We start from the raw sequence: 21,211 nt of genomic DNA, 5'->3' as shown, positions 1-21,211 counted from the left end.
GAAAATAAAAAAAGGGAGGGTGATCATTTTGTGGAAAGGAAGCAAATTATTATCCCTGACAGTAGTTGCCATCCTGCTGCTGTCACTTGTCTCAGCAGCGTGGGCAGCGCCCCTAAATGACCTGCCTGACCGGGCGAAAGGTTTTAAGGAGAAAAATACGTGGCAGGAGAAGGAGAAAAATTACAACAAAAGTGTGAAAGTAGAAGCCAGGGAAGTTCAGAGTGAGCAGGAACAAAACAGGCACAGGGAACAGGAAAAATTCAGTGTAAGGGAAAACGTATATGAAAAACGCAGCGTACAAAAACATGTTTATACGGGGATTGAAAATGCCCTTCAGCATGTTAAAAACCCGGTGGCCCGGGCGGCGCTGGAAGCAATTTTGAAAGGGGAAAGTGTTCCTGAAGCGGTTTATAAGGCCAAGGAATCACTTAAGAACTGGAAGAACAACCGGGTTGAAGTTACCCTGGTGGTAGAAGCGTTAAAGGAAGCTCTGGAAGAAGATGAATCCATTGATGATCTTACCCTGAGCGAGTGCTACAAACGTTTGGGAGAATTGCTGATTGAAGTGGGAGAAATGCTCAAAGCGCGTGACTTCCTTGAAGAGGCCCTGCTCAACAACCCGGAAGACGAAGATAGCTATATTGTTATAAGCAAAGTTTTTGCTAAAATGAAAGATACAAAGGTAAAGGTTTACGTTAAGGGAACAATGCCCGGGTTTGATGTAACTCCTCGCGTGGAGAAAGGGCGCGTTCTGGTACCCCTTAGGGCGCTGGCGGAAGCCCTGGGTGCTACCGTCGAATATAAAGATAACGCCATCGTTATTAAGCAGGGTGATAACACAGTAACTCTGGTAATTGGCAACAAAAAGGCGCTGGTGGACGGCAGGCCGGTGATGCTCGAGGTTCCGGCGAAAGTCGTTGGCGGGCGTACCCTGGTTCCCCTCCGCTTTATCGGTGAGGGTCTGAAAGCTAAAGTAAATTATTATCCAGAAGGAAAGGTTGTTTCCATATTGGGAAAATAGCCCGGTTAAACAAAGACAGTAATGACGTTGAGAGTGTGTATACGGTAGCGAATTAAAGGGATGTTTTACCCGGTGAACGGGATAAAAAGAGTAGAATGTTTTCCCGGAGCCGCCTGGTAACGGGACCCGGCTGCCCTTTTCCAATGGGGCAGCCGTTTATTTTTACCAGAGGCATTACCAGCATGAGGGAATTGGTCAGGAAGCATTCGTCGGCAGTAACCAGTTCCCGGGGGGAAATGGGGCGTTCCTGGACAATAATACCCAGGCGGTGGCATGTCTCCAGCGCCACCTGTCTCAAGATGCCGGGCAGCAGACCCTGATCTGTAGAAGGGGTAATCACCCGGTTGTCTTTAACCAGAAAAATGTTGCTTACCGTTCCTTCCGCCACATAACCAGCAGTATTCAAAAAGATTGCTTCATCCCATCCCTTTTCCCGGGCTTCCCTTCTGGCCAGGATATTTTCCAGGTAGTTTAAAGTTTTTAATTTTACCAGGAAGGACTGTTCATTCCGCCTGGTTGATGCCCATCCGGCGCTGAATCCCTTCTTGTAATTCGGAGATTTATAAGGAAAGGGGCGGGGGGAAATAACCAGGTTGCCGGCTTTTTTGCCGGGTAATGCTCCGGCGGAAAGGGTGATACGGAGAGCCCCTTCAGTTATATTGTTTAATTTTATGACCTGTTTAACCAGTATGTCCAGGCCGGCCAATGAGGGCGGGACCATAATCCCCAGGGCAGCACACCCTTCTGTTAATCGTTTCAGGTGTGCTTCCAGCAAGGCCGGTTGGCCCTCAAGCACCAGGATGGTTTCAAAAAGGCCGTAGCCGTAAAGAAATCCCTGGTCCAGGACGGAGATTTGGGCCTGGCTGGCCGGCACAAACTGGCCATTTATACATATTATTGCATGCAAATTTACCACCCCGGGAAGTTCTGGCGTTTTAGATAAACAACTGGCTGGTGCCGCTTAGCCCGTAGTACGGGAACTTTTTGTGTTAACAAAACTAGCGGATTAATTAATAACCTTATTCTCGCACCGGCTTTACGGTCAGGGAAGAAAAAGCCTGCCGGTCGTCCAGACCCAGGGCCCGCACCAGTGCCCGGGCTTTATCCAGCGTCTCCACGTATTCCATATAAGGATCGGAATCAATGGTAATACCGCCTCCGACCTGAAAGTAAATTTGTTCTCCCTTGAATATCAGGGTACGGATTACAATGTTCAAATCGGCATTGCCGTCAAAACCAATATAACCTATGGAACCGGTGTAAATGCCCCGGCGTACAGGTTCCAGCTCCTCTATAATTTCCATGGCCCGGATTTTTGGTGCTCCGCTGATGGAACCTCCGGGAAAGGTTGCTGCCAGCAGATCAACCACATCTTTATCCGGGGCCAGTTCTCCTTCCACTGTGGAAACCAGATGAAATACGGTGGCGTACTCTTCCAGCCTGTAAAGTTCGGGTACGCGCACAGAGCCCGTGCGGCAGACCCGTCCCAGGTCATTACGCTCCATATCCACAATCATTACCAGTTCGGCCCGATCTTTTTCACTGTTCCATAGCTCATCCCTGAATTTTATATCGCTAACCGGGTCATTTCCCCTGGGGCGGGTACCTTTTATGGGGCGTGTTTCTACCCGCCTACCTGTAACTTTAAGAAAGCGTTCCGGGGAAGAGCAGACTAACTGAAATTCTCCAAAATTAAGGTAGGCCGCCATGGGGGCAGGGTTTATCCTTCGCAGTTGTTGGTACAGGGGCCAGGGTTCCACCACCCGGGGAAGGGAGAAACGCTGGGACAGGTTAACTTGAAAGATGTCCCCGGCGGCAATATATTCTCTGGCCCTTTCCACTGTCCGGCAATAGCTGGCCTCGTCAAAATGGGCTGTAAGAGGAGGTACATCCTGTTTACCGGGATGGCTTTTATGTTGATTGACGGTAGTCAAAGGCTGTTCGTGGTTTGCACTGGTGGTAAAGATATCCGGTTTTTGTTGCTGCCGGCAGCTGGATAATAAGGTACAGGTTTCGGCCAGCCTGTGTTTTGCCCTCTGCAGGGCTGCTGCAGGTTCTATTTCTGGAAAACCGGTGGAAACAACCCATACTTCCCCTGTTATCCCATCTAACACCGTAACCACGTCATAAAAGCCCAGGCACAGGTCGGGGGTCTGCAGGTCATCCACGGTCAGGGAAGGCATTTTTTCCAGCAGTCGTCCCAGGTCATAACTGAAATACCCCACTGCACCCCCGCAAAGGGGAAGTGGACAGATACCCTGGGGGAGGTGGAAACGGTTTAAAAGATTTTTAAGCTTTTCTAGCGGGTGGCCGGCCAGGGATTTCCTTTTTCCCTGATATTCCAGCCATAAACGTTTTCCCTTTGAACGTAAAACCAGGAAGGGGTCTGCTCCCATCAAAGAGTATCGGCCCAGCCCCCGGACGATTATCCCGCTATCCAACAAAAAACTGTAAGGGCGGGAGGAAAGGCTCTCAAAGAGAGCCGGAACATCTGCCGTGACCGGCAGTTTTTTTATTAAAGGTAAGTGTACAGGCATAAATAAATCACCTTTTACCGGGACTTGGATAAATTTATAAAATTTTTCAGGAGATTTTTCCCTACCGGTGTTAAAATGGATTCCGGGTGAAACTGGACTCCCTCCACCGGATAGTCCCGGTGCCTTAAACCCATAATTTCTCCCTGAGCAGTCCGGGCGGTAATGGCCAGGCAATCCGGGAGGGTTTCTCTTTCCACCAGCAGGGAGTGATACCGGGCGGCGGAAAAGGGGTTGGGTAATCCCCTGTAGATCCCACTGCCGTCATGGTAGACCAGGGAAGTCTTGCCATGCATGGGCCGTCCGGCCCTTACCACACGCCCGCCGAAGGCCTGACCGATAGCCTGGTGGCCAAGACATACACCCAGGATGGGAACAATGCCGGCGAAATGCTTAATCACGGCCAGGGAAATTCCTGCCTCATCCGGTGTGCAGGGACCCGGGGAAATTATAATGTGGCTGGGAGAAAGATCTTCCATCTTCTCCAGGGTTACTTGATCGTTACGGAACACCAGCACCTCTTGCCCCAGTTCCTGCAGATATTGAACCAGGTTGTACACGAAGGAGTCGTAGTTATCGATCATTATGATCACTGCACTCCCCCCTTCATCATTTAAAGAACTAATAAAGTCAAATCCGAACCGGAAAAACAAAAAGACCAGCCCACGCTGGTCCTCACCCCAAAATCTCCGAGTCGTCTCAGCTACTCCTGGCTCATCTCTCCTCGGCTCATACTCGGCTTTCAGCTGTCAAGGCCAGCATAGCACAGGTAATTAGCGGATGTCAAGATCGTTGTATCCGGTCCGGGTAAGGCTTGCCCGGTACGTGCGGTCATGGTAATATGGGAAGTAAATACGGCTGGAAGGCTTTGACCGTCACTAAAAAATAGCTGCTATTTCAGGGGATTTTAGGCTAAAAATAATTCAAAAAGCGGACTGGAGGTTTTTTGACTTGCGAGTGCTGGTAGTACAAAATGTGGCCATTGAAGGGCCGGGTCTTTTACAGCCGGCCATGGAGAAGGAGGGCTGGCAGCTTGATATACGGGTGATGGATCAACCGGGGACACACTTGCCCGCCTCTTTAGATGGCTATGGCACCCTGGTAATCCTGGGCGGCCCGATGAACGTCTATGAAGAGGAGTCCTACCCTTATTTAAGGCAAGTTGATCAACTGATTAAAGAAGCAATCCAAAAAAGTTTACCCGTGCTGGGTATCTGTCTTGGCGGTCAGCTGATTGCCAGGGCCCTGGGTGCACCTGTTGTCCGCAACCCGGTTCCGGAGATCGGCTGGTACAAACTCCGGCTTACCGCCGACGGTTTGAAGTCGCCCCTGTTTGCCGGTTTGCCCGCAGAGTTTTTTGTCTTCCAGTGGCACGACGACACCTTCGCCCTGCCTCCCGGGGTTTCTCACCTGGCTGCCAGCGAGGATTGTATTAACCAGGCCTTTTCTTTAGGGCGGCACATCTTTGCCCTGCAGTTTCATCGGGAGATAAACCCGGAGATAATTAATACCTGGGCTGAAGCTTATGCCGATGAATTAGAAGAATACGGCGGCCCCGGTGCCGCCGGCCGCCTGATGCAGGAGACCGCGGCAATCTGGGAGGAATACCGGCAGGTGGCCGGGCAATTTCTGACTAACTGGATGGCTATTTTGTCGAGGCACTAAAACAGGTGTTTTCAGGTGTAAATATTCAGTAAAACCGCTATGATGAGGATGCGGCGCTGTCCGGAGCGAACGACTTGCGAAGCGCCGGTAACAGCACCCGGTGAAGCGAGGCCGCCGGCTCGGCTCTCGAGGACGCATGATGAACTACCCGGAAGAAGATCTTTTAAGACATACTGTTTCAAGAGGTAACAACGAAGAATGATTAGTGGCGGGCAATCCGCAGAGAGCCAGAGCCGGCCCGAAGCGAGCCGCGGTGCGCATCTTACGCGAAGCACTGGAGTGAGCGGGGACAGCGCCGCATCCAACCGGGTTCACTGAATATTTACCTTCAAGTTAAAATAAAACGCGAAAAAGAGAGGAAAACTTTGCCCGAACGCGAATTATTTGGGCAAAGTTTTTTGATTCCGGGAGGGATCCTTCATGGAGGTGCGTTTGGGTTCAACCTTGCTGCGCTTGATGGTGGGGGATATCACCCGGCAGGATACCGAAGCCATTGTTAATGCGGCCAATTCCAGCCTGATGGGCGGTGGGGGTGTGGACGGGGCCATTCACCGGGCCGGTGGGCCGCAGATCCTGGAGGAATGCAAGCAGATTGTGGCCCGGCAGGGCAGCTTGCCCACGGGTCAGGCGGTAATTACCACCGGCGGCAATTTGAAAGCCCGGTATGTCATCCATACCGTGGGCCCCATCTGGTCGGGGGGCAACCGGGGAGAAGACGAGTTGCTGCACAATGCCTATTATAACAGCCTTTCCCTGGCCAGAGAGAAGGGTATCAAATCCATTTCCTTTCCCTCCATCAGCACCGGTGCCTACCGTTTTCCCATCGAGCGGGCGGCTACCATTGCTTTGAAAACGGTGCGGGACTTTATTTTAGAAAACGATTTCTTTACGGAAGTACGCTTTGTTCTGTTCCGTGAAGATGATTTCAAAGTCTACCAGAGGGCCTGGGAAAAACTTTCCGGTGGGGTAGAAGGTTGAAAAGTACAGGCGCTCAAGAGGCTTTTCTGCCTAAAAGCCCGGGATTTCCCCGGGCTTTTTAGGGATTTTTCCTTTTTTAATGAGGAGTAACCTGTCACTTATTAGCCTGGTCATGCTGTGGGAGCTTTTTCAAGGCGCTTCGTATGGGTATCTTGCTCCTTTTGGGAGAGCAGCTTTACCCACGTCCTCACGGAATCGGCGATAATCAGGATAACCATGATCAGCATGATTGCTGAAATGGCCGCCAGCAGGTAGTTATGCTTCGGCAGGTAGTTGATGACAATATTTTGATATCCGGCTGTAATGGTGGTTACTGTCAGGAAGACCATAGGGATGAAGGTGGTCCAGGCATACCGGGCCTTGCCCATCCTGATCAGCATGGTGGTGCCAATGGCCAGGGCCATGCTTCCCAGTAGCTGGTTATTCACGCCAAACAATGGCCAGATAGTAGAAATACTGCCACCATACAACAGATATCCCCAGGCCAGGGTGAAAATACCGCTGGTCAGGATAATGCCCGGCCACCAGTTGTGCTCCTTTAACGGCTTGTACACCGCACCGCCGATTTCCTGCATAAGGTAGCGCCCGACCCGTGTGCCGGCATCAATTAAAGTGAGGATGAACAGCGCTTCAAACATGATGGCAAAGTGGTACCAGTAGCCCATCAGATGCCGTAAGCCGCCGATTTTGGAGAAGATGTCGGCCATGCCCACGGCCAGGGACACGGCGCCGCCGGGGCGGCCGGCCAGGTTTTCTGACACCAGCTGGGAGAGCACGGGCAGGTCCTGTACCTGCATGCCCAGCCTGGCAAAGACCTCCGGCGGGCTGTTGATGGCAAAATAATCGGCGGCCGGCAGCACGGTGGCTGCGATCAGGGCCACCAGGGCCACAAAACCTTCCGTTAACATGGCGCCGTAACCGATGGGCAGAATGTCGGCTTCACTGCGCACCATTTTGGGTGTGGTGCCGCTGGAAACAAGGGCATGGAATCCCGACAGGGCGCCACAGGCAATGGTAATGAACATAAATGGCCATACTTTGCCCGGGATAACCGGTCCCCCTCCGGCTACAAATTTGGTTACCGCCGGCATTTGCAGCACGGGGTTAACAATGATTACCCCTGCGGCCAGCAGCAGCATGGTACCCACTTTCATATAGGTGCTCAGGTAATCCCGGGGTACCATAAGCAACCACACGGGCAGTACAGCGGCCAGGAATCCATAGGCAGCAATTATTAGCGAAAGTTGCTGCTTATTGAGAGTTAAGAACGGGGCGAGAGCGGACTGCTGTACAACCGGCCCCAGCAACACTCCAAGAATGATTAAGGTCACGCCAATTACAGTGGCCTCAGCAATGCGTCCCGGACGTAGCCACTTAAGGTAAATGCCAATAAAAAAGGCGATGGGGATGGTTATACCCACGGTAAAGGTACCCCAGGGACTGTTGAACAGGGCGTTAACCACTGATACGCTGGCACCTGCCAGCACAATAATCAACAGGAATAGAATGGCTACGGAAGCCAGCCAGTAGGAGACATTGCCTACTTCCCGGCGGGCTATCTCGGCCAGGGATTGTCCGTCATGCCGAATAGAAGCAAATAAGATGACCATATCGTGCACTGCGCCGGCTACCACCGCACCGATGAGAATCCACAAGGTGCCGGGAAGGTAGCCGAACTGGGCGGCCAGGACGGGGCCGATTAAAGGGCCGGCACCGGCAATTGCAGCAAAATGATGACCAAATAAAATCCAGCGGTTGGTGGGTACGTAGTCCCGGCCATCATTGTGGGCTTCCGCAGGGGTACGGCGTTTTGGATCCAGGGCCAGGACTTTTGCTGCCAGGAAAGCACCGTAAAACCGGTAGGAAAGAACGAATACCAGGGCCGCAATTATTATTAGAGTTAAGGCGCGCACAATATTTCCCTCCCTGTTAAAAACCTGTGAGACCGGCCAGTCCGTGTTACATTATAAAATCATTCAGCTACAACGGGTAACAACAAATTAACCAGCAGAATAAAAGAGTGGTTGATCGGAAATATATCTCCATAAACAGAAAAACCCCACTTTCGTGGGGTCGTGGGGATACAGAGGCCGTACTCTCCATGAATACTGATTTTACAGCGGGAGCAACCAGAAGAAAGCGCTGCCGGTTATCAAGAAACTTCCAATCCCAGTATGGATTTTAATTCTTTCACCTGGCTTTTACTGACTGGAATTTGAGATTTTTTAGCGTCGCTCATTACCAGCCAGTAGGTACCTTTGAACCAGGGCAAGACCCCCTGAACATGGTTCAGGTTAACCAGAAAACTTTTGTGTACCCGGAAAAAACCTTCGCTTTTTAACCGTGCCTCCAGTTCGGTCATGCTGCCAGTAAAAGTACAGGTATCGCTGGCAGTAAATACCTGAACACTGCCATTTTTGGCCCGGCCGAAGATTATATCCCGGTAATCCAGGAGCCTGATCTCCCCGTTTTTTTCCACGGGCAATTTTTTAATTCGCTGTTTTTTCCCTCCCAGAAGCTCATTCACCTGTTCCACGGCTCTGGTCCAGTCTTCAGAGCGTTTGCGCAATTCTCCAATGCGTTTAATAGTTTTGGAGAGCCTCTCTTCTTCGAAGGGTTTTAAAAGGTAGTCCACTGCACCAAGTTCGAAAGCTCTAACAGCATACTCGTCGTAAGCGGTGGCAAATACCACCAGGGGCGGGTGCGGAAAGGAAAGCATATGCCTGGCGGCTTCATATCCGGACATCCCGCGCATCTGAATATCGAGGAATACCACATCGGGTTGAGTTTCCCTGACCAGTTTAATTGCTTCCTCAGCGTCTTCTGCTTCGCCGGTTACACGGCATTCCGGATAATTTGAAAGCAGGTATTTTAGCTCGTCCCTGGCCAGAGGTTCATCGTCAACCACAACAGCTGTAAAGGGCATCACCCTTCACCTCTTGATAACTGTTTTCCTGCGGAAAACGCAGGGTTACCTTCGTTCCCTGGCCGGGTATACTTATTATTTTCAAAGCATATTCCGGCCCGTAAAGTGCCTTCAGTCGCTCATTTACGATGGACAATCCCAGACCATGTCCCCGGCCATAACCCGGGAGCAGTATTTTATCCAGCTCTTCGGGTGAAATACCCACTCCATTATCTTCTATGGTCACGATCACTTCTCCGGGATAACTTCTGGCCAGGATCTTAATACTCCCGCCTTCTCTTTTGGGCTGCAGGCCGTGCTTGATGGCATTTTCTACCACCGGCTGCAGGGTGAAAGCGGGAACGGGGCAGTTGAGCGCTGCAGGATCTGCCATCAGTGCTACTTTGAGTTTATCTCCGTAGCGGGTTCTTTCAATGGCCAGGTAGGTATCGACATGGGCCAGTTCTTCCGCCAGGGGGATGGGAGCATCGTCTTTCCGCAAGCTGTAGCGTAAAAAACTGGCCAGTTTAATTAATAGTTCCCGGGCTTTTTCCGGCTTTGAGCGAACCAGGGAGACGATTGTATTCAAGGCATTAAACAGGAAATGAGGATGGACCTGGGCCTGGAGAGCCTTAAGTTCTGCCTGAGCACGCAACCTGGCTTCAGATTCCACTTCAGCCAGTTCCAGCTGGGTGGAAAACAGGTGGGCCAACCCCCGGGCCAGTTCCAGCTCTACCGGCGTAATGCTGTTTTCACGGTCATGGTAGAGCTTTAAAGTTCCAATGGTTACTTCCCGTCTTTTAAGAGGTACCACCACTGCCGAAGCCAGGCGGCAATTCTTTTCCTGGCAGCCTATTTCATCTCTTTTTTGAGCTACCTGTACCTCACCGGTAAACAGTGCCTTTAAAGTGGCACTGGTTAAAAAGGGATTTCCCGGGTGATGGTGATCGCTGCCCATACCTACATGGGCCAGAATTTCCCTGTCGTTGGTAATGGCCACAGCGGCCAGCTTGACAGAGTTATAAATAATGCGGGCCGTCTGTTCTGCTGACTCCCTGTTTAGTCCGTGCCGTAAAAAGGAGAGGGTCTGGGTAGCTATACGCAGAGCCTGCTGAGCCTGACAGGCGGCTATGCGTTCCCGCTGTTCGGCAGCGGTTTTAACAATAACCATAAAAATGGCCACTCCAATGGAGTTAACAATGATCATGGGCAAACCGATAATCTTTACCAGGGCCCATGCTTCACTAAAAGGATGGGCAGTTAACAGGATAATAACTATTTGCAAAGTTTCCCCAGCCAGCCCGGCTACCAGAGCTATAAACCAGGGAATCGGGCCGCGGCGGTAATAATGCTGTACCAGCCCGCCCAGGATGCCTTCAAGCACAGCAGCCAGGGCGCAGGAGAAGGCGGTAAAACCACCAAGCAGGTATCGGTGTATTCCGGCAATTAGCCCTGCCCCTGCTCCCACCACAGGACCGCCCAGGAGTCCAGCAACCATAACACCTACCACCCGTGAATTGGCCAGGGCATCATTAATGGGTATAGCTGCGTAAGTGCCTATAATACCCATACCCCCCAGGGCTATGGTCAACAGCAGCTTATCCCTCGGGGTTAGCTGCCGGGATAAAATGCGACCCAGGGCCGGCGTACGGGATAGAATAAAGGCTGCTGTAGCCACCATACTTAACCTATAAGCCAGGATAAGGGTTATGGACCAGGACATTGCCAGTTCCCCTTTCGGATTTACTTAATCAACCTGTCCGGAACCAGTATAGCATAACTCGACGTGCCGGTACAGGATAACACGCAAAAACCAGACCTGAAATAGGTGAAAGAGCCGAAAAACGGTTCTTGACATCCATTTTGATTTTGTATATTCTTTTTACAAGTGACAATAGGGTCCTTTAAGTCGGTCCCGCGAGGCCGGCAAGGAATATAGGCTATAGATTGGAATTGCGACTATGCCTGCTTGCCGGTGGCGAGCAGGTATTTTTATGGGCGGGAGGGGGAAGGTTAATGAAACATAAGGTCCAGATCCTGGATAAGGAGGGTATTCGACGGGCGTTGACCCGGATAGCCCATGAGATTATTGAGCGTAATAAAGGGACCGAGGATCTGGCCCTGATCGGCATTCGCCGGAGAGGGGTGCCTCTGGCGGAAAGGCTGGCGGCGAAGATCCGGGAAATTGAGGGGAGTGTCGTTCCTGTTGGGACTCTCGACATCACCCTCTACCGGGATGACTTGAATACCAGAGACCAGCAGCCGCTAGTACACCGGACTGAGGTGCCATTTTCCGTTACTGAGAAAAAAATCGTCCTGGTGGATGATGTAATATATACCGGCCGCACGATAAGGGCAGCCCTGGATGCCATCATGGATCTGGGCCGGCCCCGGGTGATACAGCTGGCGGTTCTTATCGACCGGGGACACCGGGAACTGCCTATCCGGCCCGATTACGTGGGGAAGAACGTGCCTACTTCCCGGCGCGAAATTGTTGAGGTTTGCCTGCAGGAAACCGATGGTGAGGAAAGGGTGCTTATTTTGGAAAAAGATTAAATAATTCCGGTGCCGTCTTTTAAGTAACGGTCCAGAGAGGCCGGCAAGGAGGGCACATCCGGTGGTGCATGCCGGCCTCGTTCAGGTACTCAAACCGGACGGGGCTTTTATTTTGGGAATTTCGTTCGGAGGTCTCGCAGCATGAACTGGAAACGCAAGGATGTTCTTGGCCTGCAAAACCTGTCGGTGGAAGAAATTGAAATAATCCTGGACACCGCAGTTTCCATGAAAGAGGTTTTGGGGCGTACTATTAAAAAGGTTCCCGCGTTAAGAGGACGGACGGTGGTAACGTTATTTTATGAGCCCAGTACCCGTACCCGGACTTCCTTTGAACTGGCCGCCAAATATTTAAGCGCTGATAGCGTTAACCTGTCAGCTTCGACCAGCAGTGTGGTTAAAGGAGAAACTCTGAAGGATACCGCCCGCACGCTGGCGGCTATGGGTGCAGATGTGGTTGTCCTGCGCCACCCTATGGCCGGAGCCCCTAACCTGCTGGCTGAGACCATTCCTGCAGCAGTTATAAATGCCGGGGATGGTACCCATGAGCATCCCACCCAGGCTCTTCTGGACATGTTTACAGTACGGGAAAAGTTGGGGAAATTGGCTGGCCTGAATGTAGCCATCATTGGAGATATCCTGCACAGCCGGGTAGCTCGTTCCAATATATGGGGTTTTACCAAAATGGGAGCCCGGGTACGTATTTGTGGTCCCGCTACCATGATTCCTGCCAGCATAGAAACCATGGGGGTAGAGGTATGTACAGGGATAGAAGAGGCTCTGGAGGGCGCTGATGTGGTAATGATGTTACGCATCCAGCTGGAAAGACAGCAGCAAGGTCTTTTCCCCAGCCTGCAAGAGTACACCCGTTTATTTGGCCTGAACCGGCAAAGACTGGCCCTGGCCCGTCCGGGAGCTCTGGTTATGCATCCCGGGCCAATCAACCGGGGGGTGGAAATATCACCGGAGGTGGCTGACGGAGTTAATTCAGTAATTACTGAGCAGGTAACCAATGGAGTGGCTGTACGCATGGCTTTGCTTTACCTGCTGGGTGGAGGGGGGATACCAGTTGCATAAGTTACTGCTTAAAGGTGGCCTGGTGGTTGATCCCGCTGCCGGTGAGATTTTCCCCGCGGATATTTTAATCGAAAAGGGAAAGATTGCCGCTATTGGACAGGACCTGGAAGCCAGTGAGGGGACTGTCATCGATGTTGGAGGCAGGCTGGTATCACCGGGTCTAATCGATATGCATGTTCATTTCCGGGAACCGGGTTTTGAGGCCAAGGAAACCATTGCTACAGGCAGCCGGGCAGCTGCCCGGGGAGGATTTACCGCCGTGGCCTGTATGCCCAATACCGATCCGGTGGCTGATAACCGGGCAGTGATTTCCTATATCAGGGCCAGAGCTGAACAAGCGGGCCTGATAAAAGTATACCCCGTAGCAGCTCTTACCCGCGGCAGTCGGGGTGAAGAGCTGACGGAAATGGCCGATTTGAAGGAGGCCGGGGCAGTGGCATTCTCCGATGACGGTCGCCCGGTATCCAGTGCAGCCGTTATGCGTCGTGCTATGCAGTATGCCCGGATGGTAGGGTTGCCTGTAATCTCCCATTGTGAGGAGCCAACCCTATCTGCCGGTGGTGTGATGCATGAAGGTTATATGTCCACCGTCTTAGGGTTGCCCGGCATACCTGCTGCTGCTGAAGAAATCATGGTTGCTAGAGATATTATCCTTTCCGAGCATACTGGTTGCCCCCTGCACATTGCCCACGTCAGCACTGCTGGATCGGTGCGTTTGATCCGCGAGGCCAAGGCCCGGGGAGTACCGGTGACTGCAGAGGTCACGCCCCATCATTTCACTCTTACCGACCGGGCGGTGGCCGGTTATAATACCAGCGCCAAGGTCAATCCTCCCCTGCGCACGGAGGAGGATGTGGCAGCGTTGAAGGAAGCTCTGGCCGACGGTACCATTGACGTCATTGCCACCGACCATGCCCCTCATACGGTGGAAGAAAAGGATGTTGAGTTCCAGCTGGCCCCCTTCGGCATGGTGGGGCTGGAAACCGCTGTCGGTCTGGTCTGGACGGAGCTGGTGATACCAGGAGTTCTGAGTCCGGTAGAAGCCATCCGCAAACTGACAGTAAATCCAGCCCGCATCCTGGGACTGCAGGATGGTGTGATTAGAGTTGGTGCCGATGCCGATATTACCATCATTGACCCCGGCCTGACCGAGGTGGTAGATCCCTCTACCTTTGCCAGTAAAGGGCGGAACTCCCCCTTTAGTGGGAAGAAGTTGCAGGGGCTTCCCGTAGCCACCATCGTCAGGGGGCGGTTGGTCTATGACCGCGGGTTGCTGGCGGTAACCTGAAGCAGGGCGACCCCAATAGGCAAATAATCACCAGATGGAGAGGTGTTTCGATAGTGCAGGCCATTTTAGCTCTGGAAGATGGAACGGTATTTACCGGTCGGGCCTTTGGAGCGAGGGGGGAGAGATGGGGAGAGGTGGTTTTTAATACCGCCATGACTGGTTACCAGGAAATCCTCACCGACCCGTCTTACTGCGGCCAGATTGTGGTGATGACCTATCCTTTGATTGGTAACTACGGTATCAACCGGGAAGATTTCGAATCAAAAAAATCATTTGTAAGAGGTTTTGTAGTACACGAAGAGTGTGATCGTCCCAGCAACTGGCGGGCCAGTTATCGCCTTTCCGATTTCCTGGCCCGGGAGGGAGTGGTGGGTATTTCCGGCATTGACACCCGTGCCCTGACCCGCCACCTGCGTAACCGGGGAACAATGCGGGGGGTTTTGAGCACGGAATGTGACGACCCCGCCCTGCTGGTGGAAAAGGCCAGGCAGTGTCCCCATCTTACAGGCCAAGAACTGGTACTTGAAGTGGCCACAAAGGAAATCTTTACTCTGGAAGGTAAAGGGTACCGTGTGATTCTAATAGACCTCGGTTCCAAATTAAATATTATCCGCCATTTACAGAAGCGAAATTGTGAGATAGTGGTGGTACCTCCTACTGCTACGGCCCGGAAAATAATGGCCCTGGAACCCGATGGCATTCTTTTATCCAATGGTCCCGGCGACCCCATGGATGTTCCCTATACCATCAAGACTATTAAAGAATTGATAGGTCAGTACCCAATATTTGGTATTTGCCTGGGTCACCAGGTAATCGCCCTGGCCCTGGGTGCCAGGACCTATAAAATGAAATTTGGTCACCGGGGAGCCAATCATCCGGTTAAGGATTTGAGAACAGGTAGAGTCTACATTACCTCCCAGAATCATGGTTTTGCTGTGGCTGACGATTCCCTGGCCGGTTTACCTGTGGAAATCAGCCATCGTAACTTGAACGACGGTACAGTGGAGGGTATCAGGCACAGGGAACTACCGGTTTTTTCGGTGCAGTATCACCCCGAGGCTTCTCCAGGACCGCGGGAATCGGCTTACCTTTTCGACGAGTTCATTCAATTAATGCAGCGGAGGAAGTGAGAACATGCCGTTGAAAAAAGGACTGCGCAAGGTAATGGTTATAGGTTCCGGACCCATAGTTATTGGCCAGGCAGCAGAATTTGATTACGCCGGCACTCAGGCCTGCCGTGCTCTGCGGGAAGAAGGTCTGGAAGTGGTGCTGGTAAACAGTAATCCGGCTACCATTATGACCGATACCAACATGGCTGACCGGGTCTATATAGAACCACTGACGCCCGAGTTTGTTGCCCGCATTATCCGCAGGGAAAAACCGGACGGTTTGCTACCCAGCCTGGGGGGGCAGGTGGGGCTAAATCTGGCCCTGCAGTTGGCCAATATGGGAGTCCTGGAGGCTGAGGGAGTGCAACTTCTGGGTACTCCCCTGGAGGCTATTCGCCGGGCGGAGGACCGGGAGGAGTTTAAGGCCACCATGGAGCGCATTGGTGAGCCGGTACCGGAAAGCATTATCGCCAGCAGTGTTGAGGAAGCAGAAGCTTTTGCCAGGGAAATAGGTTTTCCCCTGGTGGTACGCCCCGCCTACACCCTGGGGGGTACAGGCGGGGGTATGGTCTATAACCGCGAAGAACTCAGGGCCACGGTAACCAAAGGCTTAAAAGCCAGCATTATTCATCAGGTGCTGGTGGAAAGAAGCGTTGTGGGCTGGAAAGAAATTGAGTTTGAGGTAATGCGGGATAGCGCCAATAACTGCATCATCATCTGCAGCATGGAGAATATTGACCCCATGGGCATTCATACGGGTGACAGCATTGTGGTTGCCCCCGTGCAGACCTTGAGTGACAGGGAATTTCATATGTTGCGTACTGCCTCGCTGAATATCATCCGTGCATTGGGGGTAGAGGGGGGTTGTAACATCCAGTTTGCCCTGGATCCCGGCAGCTATAAATATTATGTTATTGAGGTCAACCCCCGGGTATCCCGTTCTTCGGCCCTGGCCTCCAAAGCTACGGGTTATCCTATTGCCAAGGTTTCCAGCAAAGTTGCTGTAGGGTTAACCCTTGACGAGATCAAAAACGCAGTTACCGGTAAGACCTATGCCTGTTTTGAACCCTCCATAGACTACGTGGTGTTGAAATTCCCCCGCTGGCCCTTTGACAAGTTTGTTCTGGCCGATCGTACCCTGGGTACCCAGATGAAAGCTACGGGGGAAGTTATGGCCATAGATCGCACCCTGGAAGGTGCCCTGTTGAAAGCAGTACGTTCACTGGAAATCGGTCTGATGGGTCTTCTGGTTCCGGAAATGAAAGAGTGGAGCGATGAAGAAATTGAAAACAAGTTGACCCGGGCTGAAGATATGCGCCTGTTTGTGGTGGCCGAGGCATTGCGCCGGGGAATGCTTCTGGATAGGGTTCATGCCTTAACGGGTATTGATCGTTTCTTCCTTAACAAAATCCAAAATATTGTACAGCTGGAGCAGGAAATCCAGAGCCGGGGACCGGCAGCATTGACGCCGGAATTACTGCGCCGGGCCAAGGAAATGGGTTTTGCCGATGCTTACCTGGCCCAGATTACTGGCCTGAAAGAGGCGGAGATTAGAACTTTACGAAAGGATTATGGTATTAAGCCGGTCTATAAAATGGTGGATACCTGTGCGGCCGAGTTCGAAGCTGTGACTCCATATTACTATTCCTGCTATGATAAAGAGGATGAAGCTAATAACAGCAACGTACGAAAAGTGGTGGTTCTGGGATCGGGTCCAATCCGTATCGGCCAGGGTATCGAGTTCGACTACTGCTCGGTTCATTCCGTATGGGCGCTGCGGGAAGAAGGCGTAAAGGCGGTCATAATTAACAACAATCCGGAAACAGTGAGCACTGACTTTGATACTGCTGACCGGCTTTATTTTGAACCCCTGGTTCTGGAGGACGTATTAAATATCCTGGAGAAGGAGCGTCCCGAGGGGGTAATTGTCCAGTTTGGCGGCCAGACGGCCATCAACCTGGCTGTTCCCCTGGCCAGGTACGGTATACCTATTTTGGGTACCTCGGTAGAAGATATTGACAGGGCGGAAGACCGGGAGCGTTTCGATCAGCTGCTGGTGGAACTGGGGATTCCCAAGCCTCCGGGCAGGGCGGCTTTTTCCGTGGAAGAAGCAGTAAATATTGCCCGCGAAATTGGGTTTCCCGTCCTGGTCAGGCCTTCCTATGTTCTGGGTGGCCGGGCCATGGAGATTGTCTATAACCGTGAGGAACTGCTCAGCTATATGGCCAACGCCGTTAAGGTTACTCCCGAACACCCGGTACTGGTGGATAAGTACTTGCAGGGCGAAGAACTGGAAGTAGATGCTATATCCGACGGGGAAACGGTGTTAATTCCGGGGATTATGAAACATATCGAGCGGGCCGGCGTTCATTCCGGGGATAGTATAGCCGTTTACCCGGGAAATGGAATTACCGCAGAAATAGGGGAACAACTGGTGGATTACACTACCCGTCTGGCCCGGGCGCTAAACGTACGGGGAATGATTAATATCCAGTATGTGCTATATAACGGCCAGGTTTACGTACTGGAGGTGAACCCGCGGGCCAGCCGTACAGTGCCTTATATGAGCAAAATTACCGGCATACCCATGATCAGGCTGGCTACAAAAGTAATTTTAGGGCGCAAGTTAAGGGAACTGGGATACGAGGGTGGACTTTACCCGGAGAGCCGTTATTTTGGTGTCAAGGCACCTGTATTCAGCTTTGCCAAGTTGCTTCAGGTGGATATATCCCTGGGACCGGAAATGAAATCTACCGGAGAGGTTATGGGGGTGGATATCAGCTACCCGGCAGCTTTGTATAAGGCTCTCCTGGCAGCAGGCTACAATATTCCCCGTAACGGTACCATTCTGGCTACCATTGCGGACAAGGATAAAGAAGAGGCTTTACCTGTTATCAAAGGATTGGCCGGCCTGGGGTATAATATCTGTGCCACTGCCGGGACGGCGGCCTTCTTGCGGGAAAATGGTTTGGAAGTGGAGAGGGTGAACAAGGTGCGGGAGGGTTCACCCCACATTGTGGATCTCATCCGGGCAGGAAAAATTCATCTGGTCATCAATACCCTTACTCGCGGGAAAGCACCGGAGCGGGACGGTTTTCGCATCCGCCGGGCCGCCGTGGAGCATGGCGTACCATGCCTGACCTCCCTGGATACTGCCCGGGCCATTCTGGAAGTGCTTGTTTCCATCAGGGATGGTGCGGATATGAAAATTATTCCCATCCAGGAACTGGCCGGCCCGGCTCCGCTACCTGAGCCTGCTGCCTAACCCAGGTATCTCACGGTAACAAAATTAATTGCAGGAGGAAACCCGGTAATGGCAACTGATATAACTGCCAGGATCATAAAACAGGAGCAGGTGGGGTTGGGGCAGTACCGGATGAACCTTTATGCACCTGAGATAGCTTCTCGTGCTGTGCCGGGCCAGTTTGTATATATACGCTGTAGCAGCAGCCTGGATCCCCTGCTGCGCCGCCCGTTAAGCATTCACGGGGTAAACCGGGAGAGAGGAGAATTACTACTTCTTTATCAAGTAATAGGAAGAGGTACCTCCTTGCTTGCTGCGAAAAGACAGGGGGATCAGCTCCCGGTTATGGGACCCCTGGGTCGTGGTTTCACCCTGCCGGAGCCGGAGCGGCGGGTAATTCTGGTTGGTGGAGGTATTGGTGTGGCTCCTCTTGTTTTTTTGGGAAACGAACTGGTTCGAAGAAAAAACCCGGTCCTTATGCTGGTGGGAGCCCGCAGCATCCACCATCTACCCCTGGGAAGGGAAGGGGGAAATAACGTTCCCTTTAATGTGACCGTAGCCACTGATGATGGTACTTGCGGCTACCACGGACCGGTGACGGATTTACTGGAAAGGGCGCTGGCCGGCAGAGAGGTAGACATGGTTTACGCTTGCGGTCCAGGTGGTATGTTGCGCCAGACGGCTATGCTTTTGGCCCGCTATGGCCTGCCCGGGGAATTTTCCCTGGAGGAGCGTATGGGTTGCGGGGTGGGGGCTTGCCTTTCCTGCGTGTGCAAAACTACCGGTGAGGGAGAAAGACCCTTCCGGTACCGCCGGGTGTGTGTGGAAGGACCGGTTTTTAGAGCCGACCAGCTGGTATGGGATCAGGAGGAATGTATTAATGGCTAAGCCCAGCCTTGCCGTGGATGTTGCCGGCATCAGGATGAAAAACCCCGTGACCACAGCCTCGGGTACTTTTGGTTTTGGTTCCGAGTATGCTCCTTTTGTTGATTTGAACCGCCTGGGAGCTATTGTAGTCAAGGGAACCACCCTTAACCCCCGTCCGGGGAATCCTCCTCCGCGTATTGTGGAAACACCGGCGGGCATTTTAAATTCCATAGGTTTACAGAATCCCGGTGTGGAACATTTTATTGAAGCAGCCCTGCCCTACCTGAGGCAGTTTGACCTGCCGGTGATTGTGAATATTGCCGGGGACACGGTGGAGGAATATGCCGCCCTGGCGGCCAGGCTGAATGGGGTGCCGGGGGTAGCGGCGCTGGAAGTAAATATATCCTGCCCGAATGTTAAAAAAGGCGGGCTGGCTTTTGGTGCTGATCCCGGCTCGGCTGCAGCAGTTGTGCAGGAGGTAAAAAGTGCTACCCGCCTTCCGGTGGTGGTCAAGCTATCTCCCAATGTGACCAGTATTGTCCAGGTGGCGGAAGCGGTGGTGAAAGCAGGAGCCGATGCCCTGTCCATGATTAATACGCTCCTGGGGATGGTCATAGATATTCGCCGCCGCCGTCCGGTCCTGGCCAACGTTATGGGTGGCCTGTCCGGCCCGGCTATCAGGCCGGTGGCGGTTCGGGCGGTTTGGCAGGTTTACCGGGCTTTAAAGGTGCCCATTGTGGGCATGGGTGGCATCGTTACGGCCGGCGATGCCCTGGAATTTATCATGGCCGGTGCTACCGCCGTAGCCGTAGGAACGGCCAACTTTATCAATCCCCGGGCTACCCTGGACATTATAGAGGGGATCGAAAGATTTTTGGAGGAAGAAGGTATAAAAGACATCCGGGAATTAATTGGAGCGGCTCACAGGTAGTTTTGAAATTAATGTAATGTAAGGAGGGTTTTTGTGCATATTTCCGAGGCCAGGGAAAAATTAATCGTTGCCCTGGATGTGGATTCTGCGGAACAGGCTTTGAAGCTTGTTGAGCGGCTCAAACCGTGGGCGGGCCTGTTTAAAGTTGGTATGGAGCTGTTTTACAGTCAGGGGCCGGTTATAATAAATGAATTGCGCCGGCGGGGAGTAAAACTGTTCCTTGATTTAAAATTACACGATATTCCCAATACCGTGGCTCGTGCAACCCGCGTACTCACCAGGCTGGGTGTGGCCATGTTTAACGTTCACGCTGCCGGCGGGCGGACCATGATGCGGGCGGCGCTGGAGTCCTGCCAGGAAGAGTCGGCTAAACTTGGTCTTTCCCGGCCGCTGGTTCTTGCTGTTACTGTTCTTACCAGCATCGATCAGCTTGCTTTTAATCAGGAGCTTGGTTTTTCGGGACCGGTTGCCGATAAGGTGGTAGCCTGGGCACTTTTGGCCCGGGAATGCGGACTGGATGGTGTAGTGGCTTCGGCTTACGAAGCCGGGGCTATCCGCCGCCTTTGCGGGCCGGACTTTATAATAGTTACCCCCGGTATTCGTCCTTCCGGTACTGCTGGTGGCGATCAGAAACGAATCGTGACTCCTGCAGTTGCTCTCGCCGCCGGGGCCAGCCACCTGGTAGTAGGTCGTCCCATTATTGCTGCGCCCGATCCCGCGAAAGCAGCCAGATTTATTTTGGATGAGATGATTGCGATATAATAAAGGGGTGGCTATTTAAAAACAGCCCACCCCTGCCGCCTTTATCCCTGAATCATTGCCCGTTCGGCTCTTTCGATGGCCAGCCGGACCAGGTTTCCGCAGTCCCGTGAGGAAACGCTTCCCCAACCTTCCCTGCGTACCAGATCGGCTACTCCCAGTTCTTCGGCCAACTCGTATTTCAGCCTTTCGGACATCAATCCTTTACGCCTTCTGCCCATTAGCCTGCCTCCCTTTAAAGCGGCATGACTGATAGGATAAAGGCGGCATTATTAATATG

18 protein-coding genes are annotated in these 21,211 nt (G+C 52.5%); 11 read left to right on the top strand and 7 right to left on the bottom strand.

Annotated elements, in window-relative coordinates; translation table 11 throughout:
* Window positions 1–28: 28 nt before the first annotated feature.
* Window positions 29–1,021: a copper amine oxidase N-terminal domain-containing protein gene (locus tag BUB44_RS02170; RefSeq protein ID WP_073162859.1), complete on the top strand. Its 993-nt coding sequence runs from the start codon at window positions 29–31 to the stop codon at window positions 1,019–1,021.
* Window positions 1,022–1,073: 52 nt separating this feature from the next.
* Here the strand turns inward: BUB44_RS02170 and BUB44_RS02165 are convergent, their stop codons facing one another.
* From BUB44_RS02165 to BUB44_RS02155, 3 genes are all read right to left on the bottom strand, one after another.
* The gene (locus tag BUB44_RS02165) at window positions 1,074–1,928 is read right to left on the bottom strand and encodes an aminotransferase class IV (protein ID WP_165610989.1); all 855 of its coding nucleotides are present in this window, start codon (window positions 1,926–1,928) and stop codon (window positions 1,074–1,076) included.
* A 112-nt stretch (window positions 1,929–2,040) separates the two neighbouring features.
* The gene (pabB, locus tag BUB44_RS02160) at window positions 2,041–3,558 is read right to left on the bottom strand and encodes an aminodeoxychorismate synthase component I (RefSeq protein WP_073162857.1); all 1,518 of its coding nucleotides are present in this window, start codon (window positions 3,556–3,558) and stop codon (window positions 2,041–2,043) included.
* A gap of 14 nt (window positions 3,559–3,572) precedes the next feature.
* Complete coding sequence (locus BUB44_RS02155; RefSeq protein WP_073162855.1) at window positions 3,573–4,148, bottom strand: anthranilate synthase component II; 576 nt, start codon at window positions 4,146–4,148, stop codon at window positions 3,573–3,575.
* Window positions 4,149–4,512: 364 nt separating this feature from the next.
* Between BUB44_RS02155 and BUB44_RS02150 the strand changes: the two genes are divergently transcribed.
* Window positions 4,513–5,220 carry a type 1 glutamine amidotransferase gene (locus tag BUB44_RS02150; protein WP_242655809.1) on the top strand — a complete coding sequence of 236 codons (708 nt, stop codon included), beginning with the start codon at window positions 4,513–4,515 and terminating at the stop codon, window positions 5,218–5,220.
* A gap of 420 nt (window positions 5,221–5,640) precedes the next feature.
* Window positions 5,641–6,198, top strand: coding sequence for an O-acetyl-ADP-ribose deacetylase (locus BUB44_RS02145; protein ID WP_073162852.1), 558 nt, complete (start codon window positions 5,641–5,643; stop codon window positions 6,196–6,198).
* Between the two features lie 110 nt (window positions 6,199–6,308).
* Here BUB44_RS02145 and BUB44_RS02140 read toward each other — a convergent pair whose 3' ends face one another.
* The 3 genes from BUB44_RS02140 to BUB44_RS02130 form a co-directional block, all read right to left on the bottom strand.
* On the bottom strand, window positions 6,309–8,111 hold the full coding sequence (locus tag BUB44_RS02140) for a carbon starvation CstA family protein (RefSeq protein ID WP_073162850.1): 1,803 nt from the start codon (window positions 8,109–8,111) through the stop codon (window positions 6,309–6,311).
* A 239-nt stretch (window positions 8,112–8,350) separates the two neighbouring features.
* Complete coding sequence (locus BUB44_RS02135) at window positions 8,351–9,124, bottom strand: LytR/AlgR family response regulator transcription factor (RefSeq protein WP_073162849.1); 774 nt, start codon at window positions 9,122–9,124, stop codon at window positions 8,351–8,353.
* On the bottom strand, window positions 9,099–10,826 hold the full coding sequence (locus BUB44_RS02130) for a sensor histidine kinase (RefSeq protein WP_073162847.1): 1,728 nt from the start codon (window positions 10,824–10,826) through the stop codon (window positions 9,099–9,101). Before BUB44_RS02130 ends, BUB44_RS02135 begins: the two co-directional genes overlap by 26 nt.
* 293 nt (window positions 10,827–11,119) lie before the next feature.
* Between BUB44_RS02130 and pyrR the strand changes: the two genes are divergently transcribed.
* The 8 genes from pyrR (at window position 11,120) to pyrF (ending at window position 20,934) form a co-directional block, all read left to right on the top strand.
* Window positions 11,120–11,659: a bifunctional pyr operon transcriptional regulator/uracil phosphoribosyltransferase PyrR gene (gene pyrR, locus BUB44_RS02125; protein WP_027356517.1), complete on the top strand. Its 540-nt coding sequence runs from the start codon at window positions 11,120–11,122 to the stop codon at window positions 11,657–11,659.
* 141 nt (window positions 11,660–11,800) lie between these two features.
* Entirely contained in the window at window positions 11,801–12,733 is a 933-nt protein-coding gene (locus BUB44_RS02120) for an aspartate carbamoyltransferase catalytic subunit (protein WP_073162846.1), read from the top strand.
* Window positions 12,726–14,021: a dihydroorotase gene (locus BUB44_RS02115; protein WP_073162844.1), complete on the top strand. Its 1,296-nt coding sequence runs from the start codon at window positions 12,726–12,728 to the stop codon at window positions 14,019–14,021. The genes BUB44_RS02120 and BUB44_RS02115 overlap by 8 nt, the downstream gene beginning before the upstream one ends.
* 53 nt (window positions 14,022–14,074) lie before the next feature.
* Window positions 14,075–15,151 (top strand): glutamine-hydrolyzing carbamoyl-phosphate synthase small subunit, encoded by a 1,077-nt coding sequence (gene carA, locus BUB44_RS02110; RefSeq protein WP_073162842.1) that lies wholly within the window; start codon window positions 14,075–14,077, stop codon window positions 15,149–15,151.
* Between the two features lie 4 nt (window positions 15,152–15,155).
* Entirely contained in the window at window positions 15,156–18,395 is a 3,240-nt protein-coding gene (gene carB / locus BUB44_RS02105; RefSeq protein WP_073162840.1) for a carbamoyl-phosphate synthase large subunit, read from the top strand.
* A 48-nt stretch (window positions 18,396–18,443) separates the two neighbouring features.
* Entirely contained in the window at window positions 18,444–19,262 is an 819-nt protein-coding gene (locus BUB44_RS02100; RefSeq protein ID WP_073162839.1) for a dihydroorotate dehydrogenase electron transfer subunit, read from the top strand.
* Window positions 19,255–20,172, top strand: a complete 918-nt coding sequence (locus BUB44_RS02095) for a dihydroorotate dehydrogenase (RefSeq protein ID WP_073162837.1) — start codon at window positions 19,255–19,257, stop codon at window positions 20,170–20,172. Before BUB44_RS02100 ends, BUB44_RS02095 begins: the two co-directional genes overlap by 8 nt.
* Before the next feature lie 33 nt (window positions 20,173–20,205).
* The gene (pyrF, locus tag BUB44_RS02090) at window positions 20,206–20,934 is read left to right on the top strand and encodes an orotidine-5'-phosphate decarboxylase (protein ID WP_073162835.1); all 729 of its coding nucleotides are present in this window, start codon (window positions 20,206–20,208) and stop codon (window positions 20,932–20,934) included.
* 41 nt (window positions 20,935–20,975) lie between these two features.
* Here the strand turns inward: pyrF and BUB44_RS02085 are convergent, their stop codons facing one another.
* Entirely contained in the window at window positions 20,976–21,152 is a 177-nt protein-coding gene (locus tag BUB44_RS02085) for a small, acid-soluble spore protein, alpha/beta type (RefSeq protein WP_073162834.1), read from the bottom strand.
* Window positions 21,153–21,211: the final 59 nt, after the last annotated feature.

The sequence above is a fragment of the Desulfofundulus australicus DSM 11792 genome, assembly GCF_900129285.1.
Classification (GTDB): domain Bacteria; phylum Bacillota; class Desulfotomaculia; order Desulfotomaculales; family Desulfovirgulaceae; genus Desulfofundulus; species Desulfofundulus australicus.
The sequence above is the reverse complement of the archived record's forward strand: the minus strand, read 5'-3'. Positions and strand labels throughout refer to the sequence as shown.